General features: G+C 64.5%; 20 protein-coding genes. 9 read left to right on the forward strand and 11 right to left on the reverse strand.

Annotation, left to right across the window (positions count from 1 at the left end):
* Positions 1 to 3: 3 nt before the first annotated feature.
* A complete protein-coding gene (locus tag AC1DZ8_RS08680) occupies positions 4 to 927 on the reverse strand; it encodes a sugar kinase (protein ID WP_477400701.1) in 924 nt (307 codons plus the stop codon).
* Between the two features lie 59 nt (positions 928 to 986).
* Positions 987 to 1,985 carry a DUF2125 domain-containing protein gene (locus tag AC1DZ8_RS08685; RefSeq protein ID WP_477305703.1) on the reverse strand — a complete coding sequence of 333 codons (999 nt, stop codon included), beginning with the start codon at positions 1,983 to 1,985 and terminating at the stop codon, positions 987 to 989.
* Positions 1,986 to 2,107: 122 nt separating this feature from the next.
* On the opposite strand from AC1DZ8_RS08685, the gene AC1DZ8_RS08690 reads away from it, so the two are divergent.
* Entirely contained in the window at positions 2,108 to 2,653 is a 546-nt protein-coding gene (locus AC1DZ8_RS08690; RefSeq protein ID WP_477305701.1) for a gamma-glutamylcyclotransferase, read from the forward strand.
* Here the strand turns inward: AC1DZ8_RS08690 and AC1DZ8_RS08695 are convergent.
* The gene (locus tag AC1DZ8_RS08695) at positions 2,643 to 3,623 is read right to left on the reverse strand and encodes a quinone oxidoreductase family protein (protein WP_477305699.1); all 981 of its coding nucleotides are present in this window, start codon (positions 3,621 to 3,623) and stop codon (positions 2,643 to 2,645) included. The two genes, AC1DZ8_RS08690 and AC1DZ8_RS08695, sit on opposite strands and share 11 nt — an antisense overlap.
* Before the next feature lie 170 nt (positions 3,624 to 3,793).
* Between AC1DZ8_RS08695 and AC1DZ8_RS08700 the strand changes: the two genes are divergently transcribed.
* The 3 genes from AC1DZ8_RS08700 to AC1DZ8_RS08710 all read left to right on the forward strand — a co-directional run bounded on the left by AC1DZ8_RS08700 (position 3,794) and on the right by AC1DZ8_RS08710 (position 6,565).
* Entirely contained in the window at positions 3,794 to 4,738 is a 945-nt protein-coding gene (locus tag AC1DZ8_RS08700) for a GlxA family transcriptional regulator (RefSeq protein ID WP_477305697.1), read from the forward strand.
* Positions 4,739 to 4,897: 159 nt separating this feature from the next.
* Positions 4,898 to 5,845 (forward strand): aldo/keto reductase, encoded by a 948-nt coding sequence (locus AC1DZ8_RS08705; RefSeq protein WP_477305695.1) that lies wholly within the window; start codon positions 4,898 to 4,900, stop codon positions 5,843 to 5,845.
* A gap of 93 nt (positions 5,846 to 5,938) precedes the next feature.
* The gene (locus AC1DZ8_RS08710; protein ID WP_477305693.1) at positions 5,939 to 6,565 is read left to right on the forward strand and encodes a LysE family translocator; all 627 of its coding nucleotides are present in this window, start codon (positions 5,939 to 5,941) and stop codon (positions 6,563 to 6,565) included.
* 18 nt (positions 6,566 to 6,583) lie between these two features.
* Here AC1DZ8_RS08710 and AC1DZ8_RS08715 read toward each other — a convergent pair whose 3' ends face one another.
* Both AC1DZ8_RS08715 and AC1DZ8_RS08720 read right to left on the reverse strand, forming a co-directional pair.
* Positions 6,584 to 7,384 carry a lysophospholipid acyltransferase family protein gene (locus tag AC1DZ8_RS08715; RefSeq protein WP_477305691.1) on the reverse strand — a complete coding sequence of 267 codons (801 nt, stop codon included), beginning with the start codon at positions 7,382 to 7,384 and terminating at the stop codon, positions 6,584 to 6,586.
* 116 nt (positions 7,385 to 7,500) lie between these two features.
* Entirely contained in the window at positions 7,501 to 8,406 is a 906-nt protein-coding gene (locus AC1DZ8_RS08720) for a LysR family transcriptional regulator (RefSeq protein ID WP_477305689.1), read from the reverse strand.
* Between the two features lie 114 nt (positions 8,407 to 8,520).
* On the opposite strand from AC1DZ8_RS08720, the gene AC1DZ8_RS08725 reads away from it, so the two are divergent.
* The gene (locus tag AC1DZ8_RS08725) at positions 8,521 to 9,153 is read left to right on the forward strand and encodes a pyridoxamine 5'-phosphate oxidase family protein (protein WP_477305688.1); all 633 of its coding nucleotides are present in this window, start codon (positions 8,521 to 8,523) and stop codon (positions 9,151 to 9,153) included.
* Between the two features lie 10 nt (positions 9,154 to 9,163).
* Here the strand turns inward: AC1DZ8_RS08725 and AC1DZ8_RS08730 are convergent, their stop codons facing one another.
* The 3 genes from AC1DZ8_RS08730 to ftsE form a co-directional block, all read right to left on the reverse strand.
* Entirely contained in the window at positions 9,164 to 9,889 is a 726-nt protein-coding gene (locus tag AC1DZ8_RS08730) for a YdcF family protein (RefSeq protein WP_477305686.1), read from the reverse strand.
* 134 nt (positions 9,890 to 10,023) lie between these two features.
* Positions 10,024 to 11,010, reverse strand: a complete 987-nt coding sequence (locus tag AC1DZ8_RS08735) for a cell division protein FtsX (protein ID WP_477305684.1) — start codon at positions 11,008 to 11,010, stop codon at positions 10,024 to 10,026.
* Positions 11,003 to 11,662, reverse strand: coding sequence for a cell division ATP-binding protein FtsE (gene ftsE / locus AC1DZ8_RS08740; protein ID WP_023685344.1), 660 nt, complete (start codon positions 11,660 to 11,662; stop codon positions 11,003 to 11,005). Before ftsE ends, AC1DZ8_RS08735 begins: the two co-directional genes overlap by 8 nt.
* A gap of 180 nt (positions 11,663 to 11,842) precedes the next feature.
* On the opposite strand from ftsE, the gene AC1DZ8_RS08745 reads away from it, so the two are divergent.
* From AC1DZ8_RS08745 to AC1DZ8_RS08755, 3 genes are all read left to right on the forward strand, one after another.
* Positions 11,843 to 12,481: a hypothetical protein gene (locus AC1DZ8_RS08745; protein ID WP_477305682.1), complete on the forward strand. Its 639-nt coding sequence runs from the start codon at positions 11,843 to 11,845 to the stop codon at positions 12,479 to 12,481.
* 172 nt (positions 12,482 to 12,653) lie between these two features.
* On the forward strand, positions 12,654 to 13,196 hold the full coding sequence (gene hpt / locus AC1DZ8_RS08750; RefSeq protein WP_477305680.1) for a hypoxanthine phosphoribosyltransferase: 543 nt from the start codon (positions 12,654 to 12,656) through the stop codon (positions 13,194 to 13,196).
* A 65-nt stretch (positions 13,197 to 13,261) separates the two neighbouring features.
* On the forward strand, positions 13,262 to 13,633 hold the full coding sequence (locus AC1DZ8_RS08755; protein ID WP_477305678.1) for a response regulator: 372 nt from the start codon (positions 13,262 to 13,264) through the stop codon (positions 13,631 to 13,633).
* A gap of 3 nt (positions 13,634 to 13,636) precedes the next feature.
* Here the strand turns inward: AC1DZ8_RS08755 and AC1DZ8_RS08760 are convergent, their stop codons facing one another.
* Positions 13,637 to 14,587, reverse strand: coding sequence for a DMT family transporter (locus AC1DZ8_RS08760; RefSeq protein ID WP_477305676.1), 951 nt, complete (start codon positions 14,585 to 14,587; stop codon positions 13,637 to 13,639).
* A 281-nt stretch (positions 14,588 to 14,868) separates the two neighbouring features.
* On the opposite strand from AC1DZ8_RS08760, the gene AC1DZ8_RS08765 reads away from it, so the two are divergent.
* Positions 14,869 to 15,732 carry a LysR substrate-binding domain-containing protein gene (locus AC1DZ8_RS08765; RefSeq protein ID WP_112562313.1) on the forward strand — a complete coding sequence of 288 codons (864 nt, stop codon included), beginning with the start codon at positions 14,869 to 14,871 and terminating at the stop codon, positions 15,730 to 15,732.
* 20 nt (positions 15,733 to 15,752) lie between these two features.
* Here the strand turns inward: AC1DZ8_RS08765 and AC1DZ8_RS08770 are convergent, their stop codons facing one another.
* Together AC1DZ8_RS08770 and AC1DZ8_RS08775 are read right to left on the reverse strand one after the other, a co-directional pair.
* Positions 15,753 to 16,124 (reverse strand): glyoxalase superfamily protein, encoded by a 372-nt coding sequence (locus tag AC1DZ8_RS08770; RefSeq protein WP_477305674.1) that lies wholly within the window; start codon positions 16,122 to 16,124, stop codon positions 15,753 to 15,755.
* A gap of 41 nt (positions 16,125 to 16,165) precedes the next feature.
* Complete coding sequence (locus AC1DZ8_RS08775; RefSeq protein ID WP_477400707.1) at positions 16,166 to 18,766, reverse strand: TIGR02302 family protein; 2,601 nt, start codon at positions 18,764 to 18,766, stop codon at positions 16,166 to 16,168.
* Positions 18,767 to 18,809 lie beyond the last annotated feature (43 nt).

An 18,809-nucleotide genomic window follows, 5' to 3' on the forward strand; every position in this document is an offset into this window, starting at 1 on the left:
GCTTCAGCCAGGCCAGGTCGCCGCAACCATGGCCATTGTCTCGGCCCGGTCCGGCGCGCCCAGCCGGCCGCCGAAGCGCTGGCATTTGAGCGCGGCGGCGGCGCTGGCAAAGCGCAAGGCCTGCTCGATCGGCATGGCTTCGGCGAGCCCGACGGCAAAGGCGCCGTGGAACACGTCGCCGGCAGCAAGCGTGTCGACCGCCTTGATTTTCGGCGCAGCGATGTGGCGCACGCAGCCGGCCGACCGGTCATGCCACCAGCTTCCCGCCGCGCCGCCGGTGACCGCGACGAAGGCATCGGTGCGGCTGGCAAGGTCGGCGCAGGCGGTTTCCGGGTCGAGCGCGTGGCCGCAGACGATGCGGGCCGCCGTCTCCGACGCGACGATGTGCGACGCCAGCGGCAACAGACGCTCCAGCACTTCGAGCGGCGCGGTGTCGGCGTCGAGGATCGCCGGACGGCCGGCGTCGCGCGCTGCGGTCAAGGCGAGCGCGGCAGCACCCGGCCAGCGCACATCGACCAGCACGGCGTCGAAGGCGGCGAGGTCGGCTATGGGCAGCGCGCCGGGGTCGGCCTGCGCCTTCGGGTCGTAGAAGGGCACGATGATGCGTTCGCCATGGGCGTCGACCACGATCGAGGCCAGTGCCGAGCGTGCGCCTTTGACGCGGCGGACAAAGCTGCAATCGACGCCCTCGGCTTCGACGCCGGCCAGCAGCTGGTCGCCGACGGCATCGTCACCCGCACTTGCCCACAAAAACACTTCGGCGCCGAGACGGCGTGCCGCGCAGGCAGCACTCGTCGCCATGCCGGCAGCGATCTGAACGCCGTCCGAGGCGATGAACTTGCCCTGATGCGTGGGCAAGGTTTCGACGAGCAGAATGGTGTCCAGCGTCAGCGCGCCAACGCTTAGCAATCTCACCGGTCGGCTCATGCGTTGGCTTGGCTAGGCATGATCTTCCCTCTAAGCGGTTCCCGCCTTGGGATCATGGTCTAATCGAGCGGCTTGATCTTGCCCAGCGGAATGAAGCCGAGCGAGGCCTTGCCCTTGACCACCTTGAGCGGCATCGACGGTTCGTTGCCGAGCAACGCCAGGCCGGCAAAGCCTTGCTCGATCTGGCTCTTCTGCTCGGGGATTGCGGTGGCAAGGATTGCCGCCACGGCTTTCGGATCCTGCAGCTTGATCGTCAGATCGGCATTGACCAGACCATTTTCATCGACCGATACCGGGCCGGAGACGGTGATGCGTGCGGTTCCGGACGACAGGTCGAGCTTGTGGATGTCGACCGCCTGGCCGCGCAGGCTCCTGGCCTCAGTCTTCATCAGCGCCACGCCGTTCTTCAGCGTCGCATCGCCGCTGCCGTCGAGCGGCGGCAGCACGCGCCCGCCGATCGCGTCGGCGTCGATCTCAAGGTCGGTGAAGCTGCCGACATAGCCGATGTCCTGGCCGTCGGGCCGCAGCTCTCCCGCTGCGGTGCCGGCGCTGAACAGCGAGACCGGGTCGGTGTCGTCGGCCGGATCGGTCTGGCCGGACAGGCTGTCGGCTCGCAGCGAAATGCTGCGGGGTAGGGGCCAGGAGAGTTTTGCGTCGGCCTGCAGATTGCCCCAATCGATCCATAGCGGCGTCATTCCGGGCACCGAGGTACGCAGCGGTCCGCGCAACTCGGCGACAGGCGACAGAGGCTGGGTGATCGCGGCCACGAAGTTGAAGCTGCCGGCCGAGGCGGCGACGTTTCTGGTGTCGTCCTCGTAGGCAAGATTGCTACAGGAGATGGCGAAGCTCAGGGGGTAGCCGCTGACAGTGAGATCGGCACAGCCGGCCTCGATGCCTTTGTCCTTGAGCGCGGCCACCGCCTTGTCGGCTTCGCTGCTGACGCGGCCGGCGACATAAAACCAGACCGCGCTGTAGAGGCCGAACACAACCGCGATGAAAGCGGCGAGCCACAACAGCCGGCGGGGCAACTTCGACGGGCGCTCGTCACTTGACGTCATGCTGCGGCTTTCATTAACGCGGCGTGTTGCGGGTGGACTGTGGTTTACGCAACAAGCAAAAAGACAGAAGAGCACCGATTCCGATGCGGCGGCGTCACTCTCGTGCATTCAGGCTTGGCGATATGGGCGATTTTTGGGTTTTTGGCTACGGCTCGCTGATCTGGCGGCCGGGATTCGCGCATGTCGAGACCCGGCGCGCGCGCCTTTACGGCTACCGGCGGTCGCTCTGCGTCTATTCCTTCGTGCATCGCGGGACGCGTGAGCGGCCGGGCCTGGTGCTCGGCCTCGACCTCGGTGGCTCCTGCATCGGGCTGGCTTTTCGCGTACCGGGCGAATTGCGCGATGAGGTTCTGACCTATCTGCGCGAGCGCGAACTGGTCACCAGCGTCTATCTCGAGCGTGTTCTCGACATCAGGCTCGACGGGAACGGCGCGGCTGCGGGCGAGAGCGTGAAAGCGGTCGCCTATATCGTCGACCGCCAGCATGAGCAGTATGCCGGCGGGCTCGACGCGGCGCATGCGGCAAGCGTTATCCGCGGCGCCATCGGCCAGTCCGGAAACAATGAGGACTATGTGCTGAGCACGGTCGAACACCTCGAAGCGCTCGGTATCAGCGATCACTGGCTGGAAGAGGTGGCGAGACGGGTCGCAACCAACGCTACATCGTGAAGATCTGTTTCCCGAGATCGGCGCGATCCAGGCTGTTTGCGACGGCAAGCTTGAACTCGCTTAGCGGATGGATGCCGCCAACAGGGATGTGGAAACCAGGCTGGCCGAAGATGTCGACGATCTCGCGCAGCATTGGCCGGTCGGCTTCGACAGGCGGCGAAAAGAAGTAGCGATAGATGTTTGCCCTGATTTCGGCGCCGCTCAGCAGCACGTCGAAATTGTGCAGTTCGAAACGCTCGGCGCTCATGCCGCCGTTGATGACCATCTGCCCGCCAAGAGCAAGGGTGCGGATCAACTCGCCGCTGGCTGGCCCGCCGACATTGTCGATGATGCCGTTCAGTCCTGCGCCGCCGGTCATGTCCATGACAGCTTCCCTTATGTCGCCCTTCACGTCCGACAGGTCGAGGATGGCGGTGGCGCCAAGCTCCTTCAGATCCAGCCTTTGATGCTGGCGTCGCACCACCGCAATGACGTTGATGCCGCGCCGTTGGGCGAACTGCATCACCATGGTTGAAATCGATGAGTAGCCGGCCGTGACAGCCAGCCACTGGCCAGGCTGCACCCTGGAATCCACCAGCAGGTCCCAGGCGGTGATCGGGTTCACCATCTGCCCGGCGCGTTCGGCGGGATAGTCGGCGGGCAAAGGGATCAGCCATTCAGCGGGAATGGCCGCGTACTCGGCCCAGGTGTTGTAGTGGCTGAAGGCGACAAGGGTGCCTGGTTGCAGCGCGACACCTGTCCCTGCCGCCTCGACGATGCCTGCACCATGATTTCCGGCGATCTGCCGGGGAAAATGCGGCTTCTTCGGCTCGGGATAGAGGTTCTGGATGAACAGAAAATCGCCCGGGTTGACCGAGGCCGAGACCATCCTGACCAGCACCTCGCCGTCGCCGATCCGTGGCGTGGGGACATCATCGAGATAGAGGACGTCCCGCGGCGAGCCGATCTCGTCGAATACGATTGCTTTCATGTCGGTCTCCAAAACTGTAGCGGCTGGAGGCGACCAGACCGCGAGCGCCGACATTTGCATCGGCGCCGCGGACTCTAGGAACTAGAATTGGCAGAATTGACAATCTATGTGCTAAACTTGCCATATAGTTAGTTCGAGGACGAACCCTGGAAAAACGCCCTGTCCACGCCGTGATCTGGCTGCCGTCGACTTTCTATTCGGCAGTCGCTGCGACGCTGGTCGAAATGTTCGATCTGGTGAACACCCTTCGCGGCGCGCCGGCGATTTCCTTCGAATTCGTGGCGCGGCAGGCAGACGCCACGACGACGCCCGGAATTTCCTTTCACACCAGACGCGAACCCTCGCAGCGAATGGATCTGCTGATCCTGCTTGCCATGCCCGGCATGCAGGTGCCGGAACTGGTTGCCGCACTGGAGGAAGAGAGCCGTCATGCCGCGCCGCTGATCGCCAGGGCGCAGCGCGACGGCGCCATCATAGCCGCGCATTGCGGCGCCGGTTACTTCCTGGCCGATGCCGGCCTCCTCGATCGAAAACGCGCGACGATCTCATGGTGGCTAAAGGCCGATGCCCAGCGCCGCTTTCCGAAAGTGCGCTGGGACGCTTCCCGTGTCCTGGTCGGGGACGGCCGGATCTATACTTGCGGCGGTGGGTTTTCAGGCCTGGAGCTCGGCAAGGCGCTTCTGAAGGATCTAGGCTTCGTCAAGGAGGAGCGGCTGGTTCGCAAACTCTTGGTGCTGCCGCCATCGCGCCAGAGCCAGGCGCCCTATGAGTTCCCGCTCACCGATCTGCTGCCCTTGCATGAGCCGTTGCGCGACCGCCTCGACGCCCTGGCAAGAAACCAGATCAGAACGCTCGACCTTGCCTTGCTTGGCGCGCAACTCGGCCTGTCGCCGCGAACGCTGGCGCGCCGGTTTGCCGACGAGTTGCACACGACTCCCGGCCGATGGATCCAGGATCAGCGGCTCGAGGCCGCCAAGTCGCTTCTCGAAAGCACCAGGCTTGGAATTGCGGAGATATGCTATCAGGTCGGCTATCAGGATGCGGCCTCGTTCAGTCGGCTTTTCAACCGCACGGTCGGACTGCCACCCGGTGAATACCGGCGTCAAAGCCAGTAGACAATGGCCAGCTTATAGGCGAGCAGGTCGCGCCTTTGTGAAGCGCTGGTCCGCTGGAAAATTCACCGAGGCCTTTGACCTCGACGCGGCGAGACCTAGCTTAGCTGCGGCCCGAAGCATTCGGGTTCGCCGCCGCCGCCAGCCTCACGGAGCCAGATCTTGCAGAAACGCCGTCTCGGTCAAACCGACCTTTCCATCGCGCCGCTGGTTCTGGGCGGTAATGTCTTCGGCTGGACCGCCGACGAGAAGACCTCCTTCGATCTGCTCGACCGGTTCGCCGGCGCCGGCCTCAACGCCATCGATACGGCAGATGCCTATTCGCGCTGGGTGCCGGGCAACAAGGGCGGCGAGTCCGAAACAATCATCGGCAAATGGATGAAAAGCCGTGGCAACCGCGACAAGATCGTCGTCATCACAAAGGTCGGCTCGGATATGGGGCAAGGCAAAAAGGATTTGTCTGCCGCTCATATCGAAAGGGCGGTGGAGGCGTCGCTGAAGCGGCTGCAGACCGACGTGATCGACCTCTATCTGTCGCATTGGCCTGACCCGACCACGCCTTACGAAGAGACGCTCGGCGCCTATCAGAAGCTGCTCGCCGCCGGCAAGGTCCGCCATATCGGCGCCTCGAACCTCGATGCCGGCCAGTTGCGTGCGGCGCTCGATGTGGCCAGCCTGCGCGGCCTGCCGCGCTACAGCGTGCTGCAGCCCGAATACAATCTCTACGACCGCTCTTCCTTCGACGGCCCGCTGCATGATCTGTGCGTGGCCGAGGATATCGGCGTCATCACCTATTTCGCTCTCGCCAAAGGGTTTTTGAGCGGCAAATACCGCAGCGAGGCCGATCTTGGCAAAAGTGAACGCGGCGGTGGCGTGAAGGGTTATCTCAATGCGCGCGGCATGCGCATTCTGGCGGCGCTCGACACTGTGTCGGCGCGGCATTCGGCCAGCCAGGCGGAAGTGGCGCTCGCCTGGGTGATGGCGCAGCCCGGCATCACCGCACCGATCGCCAGCGCGACGACGCTCGAGCAGGTCGACAGCCTGGTGCGCGCAGCGTCGTTGAAGCTCGCCGCTGAGGACGTGGCTGCGCTGGACAAGGCCAGCGCCTAGCGAAGGCTGCCGATCAGGTTCGGCACGATCGTTCAAGACGACGGCAGTCCGGCTCGCCACACTGCTCTCCACTATCGTGGGAGAGGGAGCAGCATGGCCGCAGAAATCCTTTCGCAGTCGCAGCCCTGGCAGCAATTGCTGGCGCTGGTGCTGGCGGCAACCGTCGTCATGGGCAGTCCGGGCCCGGCGACGATCAGCGTCACGGCGATAGGCGCCGCCTTCGGCCTGCGCAATTCGCTACGCTACACATCGGGGATCATTCTTGGCACAGCCGCGGTGCTGCTGGTGGTGGCCACCGGCATCACCGCGGTGCTCGCCTCGATGCCGGGGGTGGCGCCGGTGCTGGCGGTCGCTTCTGCCGCCTACATCCTCTATCTCGCCTATAAAGTAGCGACGGCGCCGCCGCTGGCGGCACGCGAGAGCGGGGCGGCGCTGCCAACCTTCCTCGGTGGCTTCCTGCTCGCTGTCGCCAACCCGAAGGCCTATGTGGCGATTGCAGCCGTCCTTGCCGGCTCCGCGACAGCGGCCGGCACTGACGCTCTCGGTGTCCCAGCGAGACTCGCAGTTCTTACCCTGATGATCGTCGCCATCCATGTGGTGTGGCTACTGGCCGGAGCAGCATTCGCGCAGTATCTGCGCCAGCCGCTGGCGTCGCGGATCATCAACCTGGTGTTCGCGGCAACGCTGGTGGTGACCACAGCATTGGCCGCGTGGCCGTAGCTCAAGCGGCGCCGAAGATCAGGCCCTGGTTTTCGTGGCCGCAGCGAGTTCGGCCAGTCGCTTGACCGCCGTCGGCGGCATTGGCGGCGGGTTCGGCGCTCGGGAAGCTTCGATCAGCAACTGATCGCAGGCGGCTTCAGTCTCGCCGATCAGCCGGTCCATGAATTCGTCCTTGCCCAGCCCGGGCGGGATCGGCGGCAGGAAACGGGCCTTGATGGTGCCGGGATAGCGCATGAATTTGCGGCGCGGCCAGTAGAGCCCGGCGACATGGGCGACGGGCACCACCGGAACGCCAAGCTGCGCGTAAAGCTCGACAATGCCATATTTGTAGGCCGGCTCGTCGCCCGGCGCGCGGCGCGTGCCTTCGGGATAGATGATCAGCTGGCGCGGATTGCGTGCCATTTCCTCCCGGGTCGAGGCAACGACCTGCTTCAGCGCCTTGGAGCGGCTGCCGCGGTCGACCGGGATCATCCGCATCTTCATGATGTACCAGCCGAAGAAGGGGATCCAGGTAAGCTCGCGCTTGAGGATGTAGAGTGGGTCCTGAAGAAGCGGAAAGAAGGCGATCGCGTCCCAGAACGACTGGTGTTTCGGCGCCAGGATGAAGGAGCCCTCCGGCAGGTTCTCGACGCCGGTGATGTCGCTCCTAGTGCCGGCGATCTTGTCGTAGAGCCACAGGCTGGTGCGCGACCAGAATTTCGGCACGAACCAGGCGCGGTGGCGCGGCGACAGGAAATAATACGGGGTCCAGAGGATCATCTGGACGATCAGGTTGACGTAGAAGACGAAGTTGAACGCCAGCGAGCGGATATAGAGCATGCGGGGAAGGGCCCGTTGAGGAGGTGTGCGTTGGTTACACCAAGCGCGGGCAAAAAGGAAACGCCGCAATGGCCTCAGGCCGGGCGCTTCGCCACAGGCCCGCAGCCAGCCTTAGCTCACCAGGCCGCCTGCAGCAGCCGCTGCTTCAGCCGGGGAGCGGCGAAATCGAGGAATGCCCTCAGTTTCACCGGCAGCAAGCCCTGGCCGGCATGGACGAGGCTGACCGGCCAAGGCGGCGGCTCGAACGACTGCAAGACAGGGACAAGCGCGCCCGAACGCACTGCATCCGCGATCTGATAGGACAGCACCCGCGTCAGGCCGGTGCCCACAATCGCGGCATCGATCGCCGCTTCCGCTGTGTTGATGCGAAGGCGTGAGCGGATTGGCACGATGATCTCTCGCTTTTCGCCCGCAAAGCTCCAGCTGGCGAGGGGGGAGGGCCCTTCGAAACTGATGCATTCATGCGCAGCCAGATCCTCCGGCGCCTGTGGCATGCCGTGCGTGGCGATATAGGCGGGGCTGGCACACACCACGCGACGGATCGCGCCGACTCGGATGGCGACCAGGCTCGAAGGCGCAAGCTCGCCAATGCGGAGGGCGAGATCGAGATGCTCCTCGGTCAGCTGTGTGATCCGGTCGACCAGCGTCAGGCGGATGTTCACCTCGCGGTAGGCGGCAAGGAACTCGGTGACGACCGGCAGCACGTGCAGGCGGCCAAAGACGACCGGCGCGGTGATGAACAGGTCGCCGGTCGGCGCGCTGTATTCGCCGGCGGCGGTGCGCTCGGCCTCGCCGACCTCGCCCAGGATGCGCCGGCAGGCGGCGAGATAGGCCTGGCCGGCATCGGTCAGCGTCAGCTGCCGGGTCGAACGGTTCAGTAGCCGCGTGTTCAAGTGCTTTTCGAGGTCGGAAACCTTGCGGCTGACCGTCGCCAGCGGAATGCCGAAACGGCGGCCGGCAGCGGAAAGGCTGCCAGCCTCCACCGCGGCGACGAACAGCGACATGGCTTCGAGGCGATCCATCACTTGTTCCATAAAATGGGAGGATAGGTTGCAAATATGCCATCTACATCCGGAAGATGGAAGCCTCTACATCCGGTGTACAACGGCCAGAGGTTTGGCCTCGAGGAGGCTTTCATGAACGCTCACACCTTCACCAGCGATGTCGCCTTTACGCCGACGGTCAAGGCGATCCAGACCCGCAAAGGCTCTCGCAAGGGTTATGCCAGCGCCGAGGAGCGCGGCGGATGGCGCGCCCATATCACGCCCGACCTTGCCGGCTTCATCGAGGCGCAGACCAGCGTCTTCCTGTCGACGGCCAATGGCGAGGGCCAGCCCTATATCCAGCACCGCGGCGGGCCTGCCGGCTTCCTCAAGGTGTTGGACGAGAAGACCATCGGCTTTGCCGATTTCTCGGGGAACAGGCAGTTCATCACCCAGGGCAATCTTGCCGACAACAACCAGGCTTTCCTGTTCTTGATCGACTATGCGCACCGGCAGCGCGTCAAGATCTGGGGCACGGCGCGCGTCGTCGAGGACGATGCAGAACTTTTGGCCAAGCTGATGCCGGAGGACTACAAGGCACGCCCCGAGCAGGTCATCCTGTTCACCGTCTCGGCCTGGGACGCCAATTGCCCGCAACACATTCCGCAGCGTTTCGAGGCTGCCGACGTGGCGGCGGCGCTTGCCGAACGTGACAAGCGCATTGAGCGGCTCGAACAGGAGATTGCGCGGCTGCGCGGCGTCGCGGACGGCGCGGCCAAGGGATAATTGGCTGCCGTCAGTCCTTGGCGGTCGAAACCTCGGCCAGCGCGACACTGTCGGCGGTCTGGCGGACCGGGACAATGCCGCGCGCCAGCGCCAGCAGGTATTTGCTGTATTCGGTCAGAAGCACGCGCAGCGCCTCCGGCTTGGTCAGCCAGTCGCCATTGTCGAGATTGGTATTGACCACCGGATAGGGCTCAAGCTTCGCGCCGTGCAGCAGGCGGCCCATTTCCAAGAGGCTGCGCGGCATATGGTAGTTGTTGGTGACGAGGATGACGCTGCCATAGGCGTGGCTCTCCACCCATTTGGCGCTTTCCTCGGCATTGCCGATCGTGTCGAGCGCGGCGCGGTCGATGTCGACGCAGCAGGAAAACAATGCCTTGTCGCCGCCGGTCGCGGCCTGCAATTGGCGGCGGCTGGCGGAGGGATGGACGCCCGAGATCAGCAGTCGCTCGCCCTTGCCCGAGGCAAGCAGGTCGAGTGCGGCGTCGAGGCGCGCCTGGCCGCCGGTCAAGACGATGATCGCGTCGGCCTTGGCCGGATTGGCCGGGGTGGTCATGTGGCTGACCTTGCTGGCGAACCAACCGAAGCCACCGGCAAACAGCGCCACCAGCAGCAGCAGACAGAGGGAGGCGAGACGCAGCGCCGTCCGCAGACGACTCGGGCCGGTGCGCACACGCGAAAGCGCACCCACCACTGGCATCTGTCCAGCCGTCCCGGTCGAGTTCCGCGCGTCCATCATCCTATGGTTAATCCTGAAATGCCGCTTTGATAAGGAAAAAAGCGCACATTGCGTTACGTCGGTTTTCGATCCGTGATCGCCCCTTTGTTCCTGTCGTTGCCTCCCGGGGCCGTTTTCGCTTCTGCTGTCACTGCTCAGCCCGCATCCGGCTGGCGGACATCGATGTCGCTGAGGTAGGCGACCACGGTGGCGTGCGATGTCGCCGCCGTCAGCCCGCCGATCACCAGCACCATCAGGCCGACGCCGAGATAACCGGCCGATCCGATGGCGAAATTGCCGAACAAAGCGGTCGCCTGGTCGGCCTGCGGCGTTGCCATGTTGCGGGACGACCACCAGGAAAAGACGATGAAAACGAGGATCGCCGCGGTGCCGCCCGCGGCAGCGCCCTTCATGCCGGTGACCAGGAAATGCCAGCGGAATTCGCGCGCGATGAAGCGCGCCTCGGCGCCGACGAAATGCAGCACCTCGATGATATGGCCGTTGCCGGCCATGGCGCCCCGGGTGGCGAACACCACCGTCAGCACCGTCGCCGACAGCATCAGCACCAGCACGGCGATGCCGATGGTGACCGTGGTGCGGGCCATGGCGACCAGCCGGTCGACCCAGGTGCGGTGATCGTCGAGCGAGGCGCTCGGCAGCTTGGGCGTGATCGCCGCGCGGATGGCGGCAAAGTCGGGCGGGCTGGTCTCGTCTATGGTGACGATGATCAGCCGCGGCACCGGCAGTTCGTCGATGTTGAGGCCGGTGCCCAGCCATGGTTCCAGCAGGCGGGCCGTTGCGTCGCGGTCGATGATCTTGGTCGCTTTTACGCCAGGGAATTCACCGGCGATCTGCGAGGCCTCGGCAAGGGCTGCCTCCATGTCGAGGCCGTCGACCGGCTTGATCTGGATCGTCGCCTCGCGCGAGATCTGGTTCTCCCAGACCGAGGCGGTATCGCGCACCAGCGTGACGGCGCCGAAGGTCAGGCAGGAGAGGAAGGTCATGATGGCAATGACCAGCACCAGAGCGCGGCCGGCAATGTTCTGCGCCGGCACGATCGGCGCCATGCGGCGCTGGACGCGCTGCGTCGTCGCCGGCTCGGCGGCCTCTTCATGCAGCTGTTCGGCGGATAGCTCAGTCATAGATATCCAGCCTTCCGCCGGCCAGGATCATGCGGCGCGCGTCGACCTGCTCCATCAGGCCGAGATCATGGGTGGCGATCACCACGGCGGTGCCGAGACGGTTGAGCTCGATGAAGAGCCTGAGCAGCCTACGCGCCAGCGGCGGGTCGACATTGCCGGTCGGCTCGTCGGCCAGCAGGATCTCGGGCTGTTCGATCAGCGCGCGGGCAATCGCGGCGCGCTGCTTTTCGCCGCCAGACAGGACCGGCGGCAGCACATGCATGCGCTCGCCGAGACCAACCCATTTCAAAAGTTCGGTGACGTCGGTGCGGTAACTCGCTTCCTCGCGGCCGCGCACGCGCAGCGGCAGAGCGACATTCTCATAGGTGGTCATGTGGTCGAGCAGGCGGAAATCCTGGAACACCACGCCGATGCGGCGCCTGAGATGCGGCAGTTCGGCGCGCGAGATGCGCGAGCGGTCCTTGCCGAAGATGGTGATCAGCCCGCGCGTCGGCTTCAGCGACATGAACAGAAGGCGCAGCAGCGTCGTCTTGCCGGCGCCGGAGGGCCCGCTCAGGAACTGGAAGGAGCTCTCCGGAATGTGCAGGGAGATGTCGCGGAGGATTTCCGGACCCATGCCATAGCGGAGGCCGACATTTTCGAAGCGGATCACGTGCGACGACCTGGAATCTGTGGCGGCGGCGTGCCAGCCCTTTCTGTCAAACGACCATCGGCCGCCATGGTTAACCGTCGGTTAATTTTCGCTGCTTTTGAATACGTCACAAGGGTTCCGGTGGGGAAGCGTTAACCATTTCCATTTACGCAAAAGAAACGAAGAGCGAACAGCGGGGCCATGATGGCTGAGCAACGAACCGCGCGCCCGGTTTCCGGCGAAATCATGACCGGGACAAGTGTCGCGCCGGAATTGCGTCCTTTGGCGACCGACATCGTCGATGCCGATTATGAGGTGCTGCCTCGCAGTGTCTCGAAGGCGGATGCTATCCAGCCGTCCGCGCGCAGCATGGCCACACCGTCGATCGGAGGCATGGAGATGCTGCGCAAGCCGGAAGCCGCAACCGTGCGGCCGCCGGCATCGCGAGGCGGGCCGATCTTCTGGATCGCCGGCGTCGGTGCGGCGCTCGCTGCCTTCTGGGTCTCAGGCGGCCACGCGCTGGTGCGCCAGACGCCGTTCTGGACAGTCGACCAGCCGGCGGGCACCGTACTCAGCATTGCCGGCGTCACCTCGCGTGTCGACGCGTCTGGCGCCACCCCGGTGCTGTTCGTCGATGGCGAGGCGGTCAATGACGGGGTGAAAGCCGGGCCGTTGCCGCCGCTGGAAATCCGCGTCACTGGCAATGACAGCCGCATCACCCGCTATACGTTGGGGACATCCAGCCGTTCGCTGGCGCCCGGCGAAAGATTCGGCTTTTCCAGCCGCCTCGATGTGCCTAGAACCGGCGTGAGGGCCGTCGCCGTCACCTTCGCCGGCTAGGTGTGCTGATATTCAGGTGAGGCCGGCCTGCAAATGGCCGATACCTGCGCTTCCGGTGCTCACGTACCCAAAAGTACGCTCCGCTCCGGTTCTCGGTATCAACCATTTTCGACTCGGCCTGACCTGAATCTCAACACACCGCGACCGGTGTTCCATTTTGAAGGGGCAATAAATGCCAATCGTGCGCGGCAAGGACATTGAAGTGCTGTTTTCCGCGTCGACTATCGCGCGGCGCAATCTCGAACTCGCCAAGGAGATTGCCGAGCACGACTATCACGACCTGCTGGTGATTTCGGTGCTGAAGGGCTCCTTCATCTTCGCCGCCGACTTGATCCGCGCCATGCACGATGTCGGGCTGTCGCCGGAGGTCGAATTCATCTTCATTTCGAGCTATGGCGCCGGCACCACCAGCGGCGAGGTGAGGGTGCTGCGCGACATCGACAATGAGGTCGCCGGCCGCGACGTGCTGCTGATCGACGATATTCTGGAGTCGGGCAAGACGCTGTCCTTCACCCGCAATCTGATGCTGTCGCGCGGCGCCAAAAGCTGTTCCATCGCGGTGCTGCTCGACAAGCGCATGCGCCGCCAGACCGAACTCAACGCCGACTATGTCGGCTTCGACTGTCCCGATTATTTCGTCGTCGGCTACGGCATGGACGTCGCCCACGCTTTTCGTGAATTGCCATTCGTAGGCGTCGTCAAAGGCGACGCCTGAGAAAAGGCTTCTCGACGCTTCAAATTTTCAGAAAAAGTCAACTTTTGCCCGCCAAATTCCGGCCCATGGCAAAGCTTCTGATCGTCGAGGACGATGAGTCCGTCCGCACCCTCGCCGCCCGCGCGCTCGAACGCGCCGGGCATTCAATCGACATTGCCGCCGACGGTGCGCAAGGGCTGGCGATGATCAGCGCGGCGGGCGGCGGTTATGACCTCGTCGTCTCCGACATCCGCATGCCGGAGATGGACGGCATCGAGATGGCGATCGCGGCCGCCAGGCTTTTCCCTGACATGAAAATCCTGCTGATGACCGGTTATGCCGACCAACGCGAACGCGCCGAGGAGTTGAACGGCATCATCATCGATGTCGTGCAAAAGCCGTTCACGCTTGCCGAAATCCGCTCCCGCGTCGACCAGGCGCTGGCCTGCTTCGCCTGACTTTCAAGCCGCATCCTGGCTTGCGGCCAGGACTGGGCTGGCGCCCTTGCGCCGTTCGGTGTTGAGCGCCAGCAGCCCGGCGCCGATGATCAGCGCGGCACCGATGGCGGTGGTCGAGCGCGGCACCTCGTCGAAGAAGAGGAAGCCCCACAGCGGCGACCAGATGATCCCGGTGTATTCGAAGGTGGCGACGCGGTTGGCGGGCGCCAGCCGGTAGGCTTGCGACAGAAGGATCATGCCGGCCGAGGCAACGAAACCGCAGGCTGCCATCTTGAGGAAATCCGGCATCGTCGGCCAGACCCATGGCCGCACCAGGAATTCGAGGCTGGGGTGGACAGCGTGGGTAATGCCGGCAAGCCAGAACGTGCCGGCGACCGCGGCGGCGCCGACGAGGTAGGCGCCGTTCTGGTAGAAGGCCATGACGGTGGAGGATTCGGTGTCGCCGATCTTGCGCGCCATCAGCTGCGAAAAGCCGTAGAGCAGCGCCGAACCCAGCGACAGGAAGGCCGCCCAGTCGAACAGGCCGGCGCCCGGGCGCAGCATCACCACGACACCCAGCATGCCGATCAGCACGGTGGCGAGCGTCTGCCAGGAGACGCGTTCGCCGAGATAGGGCCCGGCCATCGCCATGATGAACAGCGGCGCCATGAAGTAGAGCGCCACCGCGTCGGCCAGCGGCAGAGCGGCTATCGCCAGATAGTAGACGGTATAGGAGCTGAACTGGATGAAGGCGCGGATCGTCAGCAGGCCAAATCGCTTCGAGGCGATGGCCCGCAGGCCGACATCGGCGTGGACGAGAATGATCAGGATCGGCAGAGCGACGATCGAGCGGATCCACATCACCTCGGTGACGGGATAGCCGCCTGACACCGCCTTGACGAGCGGGTCCTGGAGCGAGAACACCAGCACGCCAAGGCACAGGCTGATGATGCCGAGAACGATCCGGTTGCGCATGCGTTGTTGCCGGCCCCTAGAGCATGATGCCGAAAAGTGTGAAGCGGTTTTCGGACGACATCATGCTCTTTCCATTTGAACTGCCCGCAGCCGCCCGGCAGCGGGGTAAAAAGAACCCGCCACCGTTTCGGGCAGCGGGTATGAGTGAGGACTCTTCGATTGGTCCGCAACCGATTTCGCGGCCGCATATCCAATGGGTAGGCTGACTATCGTCCGGCGTTTGACATGTTGCAAACGAATTGGAATGATACCAGCGATCAAATTTGCTTATGACGGATTCGATGCGGCCAACCCTCGACAGCGATCTTCTGCGCACCTTCGTCGCCATTGCCGAAGCGGGCAATTTCACGCGGGCGGCCGAGCAGGCCGGCCGCACCCAGTCGGCGGTGTCGATGCAGATGAAGAAGCTCGAAGAGCTGGTCGGCGACAGCCTGTTCGAACGCGGCTCGCGCGGCGTCGCGCTGACGCGCCGTGGCGGCGAGCTGATCGTCAATGCCCGCCGCATCGTCTCGCTGCTCGACGAGACGGCGGCCTCGATGGCGGCAGCACCCCTCGGCGGGCCGGTTCGCATCGGCATTCCCGAGGAATATGGCCATGCCATCCTGTCGCGCGCGCTCGGTGCTTTCTCCAAGCGTCACACCAAGGTCGAGGTCACGGTGCGCTATGCGCATTCAGGCGCGCAGCTGGCGGCGCTGGCCGCCGGTGAGCTCGATCTCGCCGTGGTGTTCGAATGGCAGGATCCTGGCGGCGGCGAGGTGCTGATGCACGATCCGACGGTGTGGGTGACATCGAGCCTGCATCACATGCATGAGGAGCGGCCGGTGCCGATCGCGCTCTACAACAGGGCCGGCTGGTGCAAGGACTTTGCCATCAAGTCGCTGGAGCAGCGCGGGCTGGCCTATCGTGTCGCCTATACCAGCGACACCACCGGTGGCCTGAAGCTCGCCGTCACCTCCGGTCTGGCGATCGCGCCGATCTCGCACAGCAACATTCCGGACGGCTGCCGCGAGCTCACCGCCGCCGACGGATTCGGCCACATCGATTCCTCGAATGTGGTGATGCATCGCAACCCCAACGCGTCAGGCGAGGCGATCGACGGCATGCAGGAAGCGATCCGCGACGCGTTCGTCAACAGGTCCGATTAGAGCAGTTGTTTGCTGCATGCCTAGCCTGCCGCATCCTCGTAGAAATGCAGGCGGTTGCCGAAGGGGTCCGCGACCGATACTTCGCGGCTTTGCCAGGGCGTGGTTTCGAGACCCGGCCGGGCGAAGCGGTATTTCTTGCCGATCAGTTCGCGATGCAGCGCCGCTATATCCTCGACCTCGATGCGCACCGCCACGCCCGGCGCGCCGTCACCGTGGTGTTCGCTGAGATGCAGCACGCAGCCGTCGCGGATTACGCCCATATAGAGCGGCGCATTGTCGTCGAAGCGGTGCTCGAACTCGACCTTGAAGCCGAGGAAGTCGAGATAGAATTCGCGCGCCTTGGCGATGTCGAAGATGCGCAAGATGGGCGTAACAGTCCCGAGTTTGGGCATGGCGTCACCATTTCCGCTGGATCGGATTTCCCCGGCAGACGCTACTTCAGTTCGAGCAACCGCTCGAGATAGCTGCGCTCGATGTCGGGGCTGAGCGCGTTGCCGAGCCGCTTGCGGATCGCTTCGAGGATCTGGCGGGCGCGCTGCACGTCGATCTCGTCGGGCACCTTCACCGAATCGCCGAAATCAGGTCCACGGCTGGCGCGCGGCCGGCCCAGCGGATCGCGGTCGGCATCCTGCTGGCGGCCGCCTTCCTGGCTGCCGCCCTGGTCGCCCTGCATCGCCTGCAGCTGCTTCATCATCTCCTTGGCGCCTTTGCGCAGCGCTTCCAGCGCGCGACCCTGATGGCCGACGGCCTGGTCGCCTTCGCCTTCGCCAAGCGACTTTTCGGCATTGCCCATGGATTTGCCGGCCTCACCAAATCCTTCATTGGGCTGCATGCCCATGCCCTCCAGGCCCTTCTTCAGCTTGTCGAGCTCGCTTTGCAGTTGGCCCTGACCTTCCTGCAGCTGCTTCATCGCCTCGGCGAATTCCTGCGCCGTCATCGGCTTTTTACGTGCAAGTGGATCGCGATCGTCACCGGGGCTGGGTTTTTCCTGATCCTGTCCGCCGAGCTGCTCGTCGCCATCCTGCTGCTGCTGGCCCTGGCCGCGCTGCATCTGGTCCATGCGGTAGGTGTCGTTCATCATCTCCTGCTGGCGGCGCATGATTTCGCCCAGCTTGTCCATCTGCTGGCGCATCTCGCTGTCCTGCTCGCCGCCTTGCTGCTGACGGCCGGCCTGCAGGTTGTTCATCATGTTTTCCAGTTGCGACAGCAGCTCCTGAGCCTTGTCGCGGTCGCCTGATTTCGCCAGGTTCTCGATCTGGTCCATCATGCGGTCGATGTCGCTCTGGCGCAGCTCGCGGCCGTTCTGCTGCATCTGCGGCGCGTTCGGGTTCTGCTTGGCGCGCTCGGCGAATTCCTGCAGGAATTCGTTCATCGCCTCGCGCAGTTCCTTCATCGCCTTTTCGATCTCTTCGTCGCTGGCGCCACGCTTGATGGCGTCCTGCAGCGCCTGCTGCGCCTGGCGCAGGCGCTTTTCGGCCGCGGAGAGATTGCCTTCCTCGATGCCGAGCGCGATTTCCCAGAGATAGGCAACCTCGTTGCGCAACTGGTCGTCGCTGTCGGACATCTTTAGTCGGCTGCGAGCGCTCATGATGGCGAGGTAATGCGACATGTTGTCGAACGTGTCTTCGGGCCGAAGCGTGATCGCGTCCATCAGGTCGAGCACGCGCGGGTTGGCGTTGGCATCGAGCGCCAGCAGGCGGCGCTGCTCGATCACCGCCCGCGCCAGCGGGTTGGCGAAGGGCCGCTCGGGCATCAAGATGGTCTTGGTTTCACTGGTCGCGGTGTGTCCGGCATCGTCGGTGGCGACAAGCGACAGCTTGACGCTGGCGCCGGCCCAGACGTGTTCGGTGAGATCCTTGGTGGTCTTGGCGGCGTTCGCCTTGCCGCCGCGGCGCGGCAGCGCCAATGGCATGTCAGGCGGACCGTAGAGCGGGTGCGCACCGGGCGCCGCCGGATCGGCCAGCGCGAAAACCGCATTGGCGGTGGCCGCGCCATAGTCGTCGTCGATCTGGTAGTTGAGCTCGAAGGCGCCGTTGACGGCGCGCTTGGGCTCGCCGACGAAGCGGATCGTCGGCGGCTTGTCGGGGATCACCGCGAAGGCCCATTGGCCGAGATCGGCTTCGCCTGATTTCAGCGTCAGCGTGCCGTCGGCCGTCAGCTTGCCGGTGAACTGGCGCAACTTGGGCGTCGCCGGGTTGACCGCCGCTGCCTTGACCGCTGCTGCCTGCGGACCCGTCGGGTCGATGGCGCGGGCATTGCCACCCTTGTCGGCGAAGCTGAGCGTTTCCTCGCCGGAGCCGCCGGTGACGCGCAGCGAGACGTCGCTGCCCTGCGGCACGGTGAAGGTGGCTGCCGCCTGCTTGGCGTTGTTATCGAGCACTGGCGTGGTGAGGAAGATGGGCGGCTTGCCGGTATAGGCCGGCGGGGTCACCCAGGCATCGATGCGCGGCGGCACGATGTCGCGCGCTGCATGGGCACGGAAACCATCGGAGAGCCTGCCGCCCGACGGCCCGAAGGAAAAGGCAAAAGCGGTGACCAAAAGCAGCGCCGCGATGGCGCGCAATCCCCACGGGTCGCGTTCCGGCACGCGGGTACGCGGCACATCAGCACTGAGGTTGCCGAGCTTGTCGGCCATGCGCTTTTGATGTTCGCGCCACAGCGCCTGGGAAAAGATGCTTTCCTTGCCGCTTGGACGGTCGGTCTGCACCAGCACCGGGCTGTGCTGCAACTGGTTGGCCGCCTCGATGCGGCGGTCGACTTCGGCGGCGGACGGAAGCTTGAAGAAACGCAGCGGATAGAGCGCCGCGAGCGTGGCAATGCCGAACACCGCGACCAGAACAATGCGCGCAGCGTCAGGCAGGCGAGGAAAGAGACCGAGCCAGGAGAGGCTGAGGAACAGGCTGGCGACGATGAGCAGCGGCAGAAGCAGCGGCCAGCCGCGCTCGACCGTTATCGAGAGGCGTGTCGCAAGCCGGCTCAGGGCGAGCCGCCCGGCCAGGCTGCGATCGCTGCTGGAAATGGGGCTTTCCGTCATCGGCCCTTCCTGCCCGGGCGGGATAGCCCAGACTCAACGAACC

The organism is Mesorhizobium sp. P2_F7, assembly GCF_056403695.1.

Coding starts and splice junctions, on each gene's coding strand:
- AC1DZ8_RS08730 (WP_477305686.1), bottom strand. CDS start 9,889: ATGATGGACGCGCGGAACTCGACCGGGACGGCTGGACAGATGCCAGTG.
- AC1DZ8_RS08770 (WP_477305674.1), bottom strand. CDS start 16,124: ATGCCCAAACTCGGGACTGTTACGCCCATCTTGCGCATCTTCGACATC.
- AC1DZ8_RS08685 (WP_477305703.1), bottom strand. CDS start 1,985: ATGACGTCAAGTGACGAGCGCCCGTCGAAGTTGCCCCGCCGGCTGTTG.
- hpt (WP_477305680.1), top strand. CDS start 12,654: ATGCCAATCGTGCGCGGCAAGGACATTGAAGTGCTGTTTTCCGCGTCG.
- AC1DZ8_RS08775 (WP_477400707.1), bottom strand. CDS start 18,766: ATGACGGAAAGCCCCATTTCCAGCAGCGATCGCAGCCTGGCCGGGCGG.
- AC1DZ8_RS08720 (WP_477305689.1), bottom strand. CDS start 8,406: ATGGATCGCCTCGAAGCCATGTCGCTGTTCGTCGCCGCGGTGGAGGCT.
- AC1DZ8_RS08710 (WP_477305693.1), top strand. CDS start 5,939: ATGGCCGCAGAAATCCTTTCGCAGTCGCAGCCCTGGCAGCAATTGCTG.
- AC1DZ8_RS08735 (WP_477305684.1), bottom strand. CDS start 11,010: ATGACTGAGCTATCCGCCGAACAGCTGCATGAAGAGGCCGCCGAGCCG.
- AC1DZ8_RS08755 (WP_477305678.1), top strand. CDS start 13,262: ATGGCAAAGCTTCTGATCGTCGAGGACGATGAGTCCGTCCGCACCCTC.
- AC1DZ8_RS08680 (WP_477400701.1), bottom strand. CDS start 927: ATGAGCCGACCGGTGAGATTGCTAAGCGTTGGCGCGCTGACGCTGGAC.
- AC1DZ8_RS08760 (WP_477305676.1), bottom strand. CDS start 14,587: ATGCGCAACCGGATCGTTCTCGGCATCATCAGCCTGTGCCTTGGCGTG.
- AC1DZ8_RS08745 (WP_477305682.1), top strand. CDS start 11,843: ATGATGGCTGAGCAACGAACCGCGCGCCCGGTTTCCGGCGAAATCATG.
- AC1DZ8_RS08715 (WP_477305691.1), bottom strand. CDS start 7,384: ATGCTCTATATCCGCTCGCTGGCGTTCAACTTCGTCTTCTACGTCAAC.
- AC1DZ8_RS08765 (WP_112562313.1), top strand. CDS start 14,869: ATGCGGCCAACCCTCGACAGCGATCTTCTGCGCACCTTCGTCGCCATT.
- AC1DZ8_RS08690 (WP_477305701.1), top strand. CDS start 2,108: ATGGGCGATTTTTGGGTTTTTGGCTACGGCTCGCTGATCTGGCGGCCG.
- AC1DZ8_RS08695 (WP_477305699.1), bottom strand. CDS start 3,623: ATGAAAGCAATCGTATTCGACGAGATCGGCTCGCCGCGGGACGTCCTC.
- AC1DZ8_RS08725 (WP_477305688.1), top strand. CDS start 8,521: ATGAACGCTCACACCTTCACCAGCGATGTCGCCTTTACGCCGACGGTC.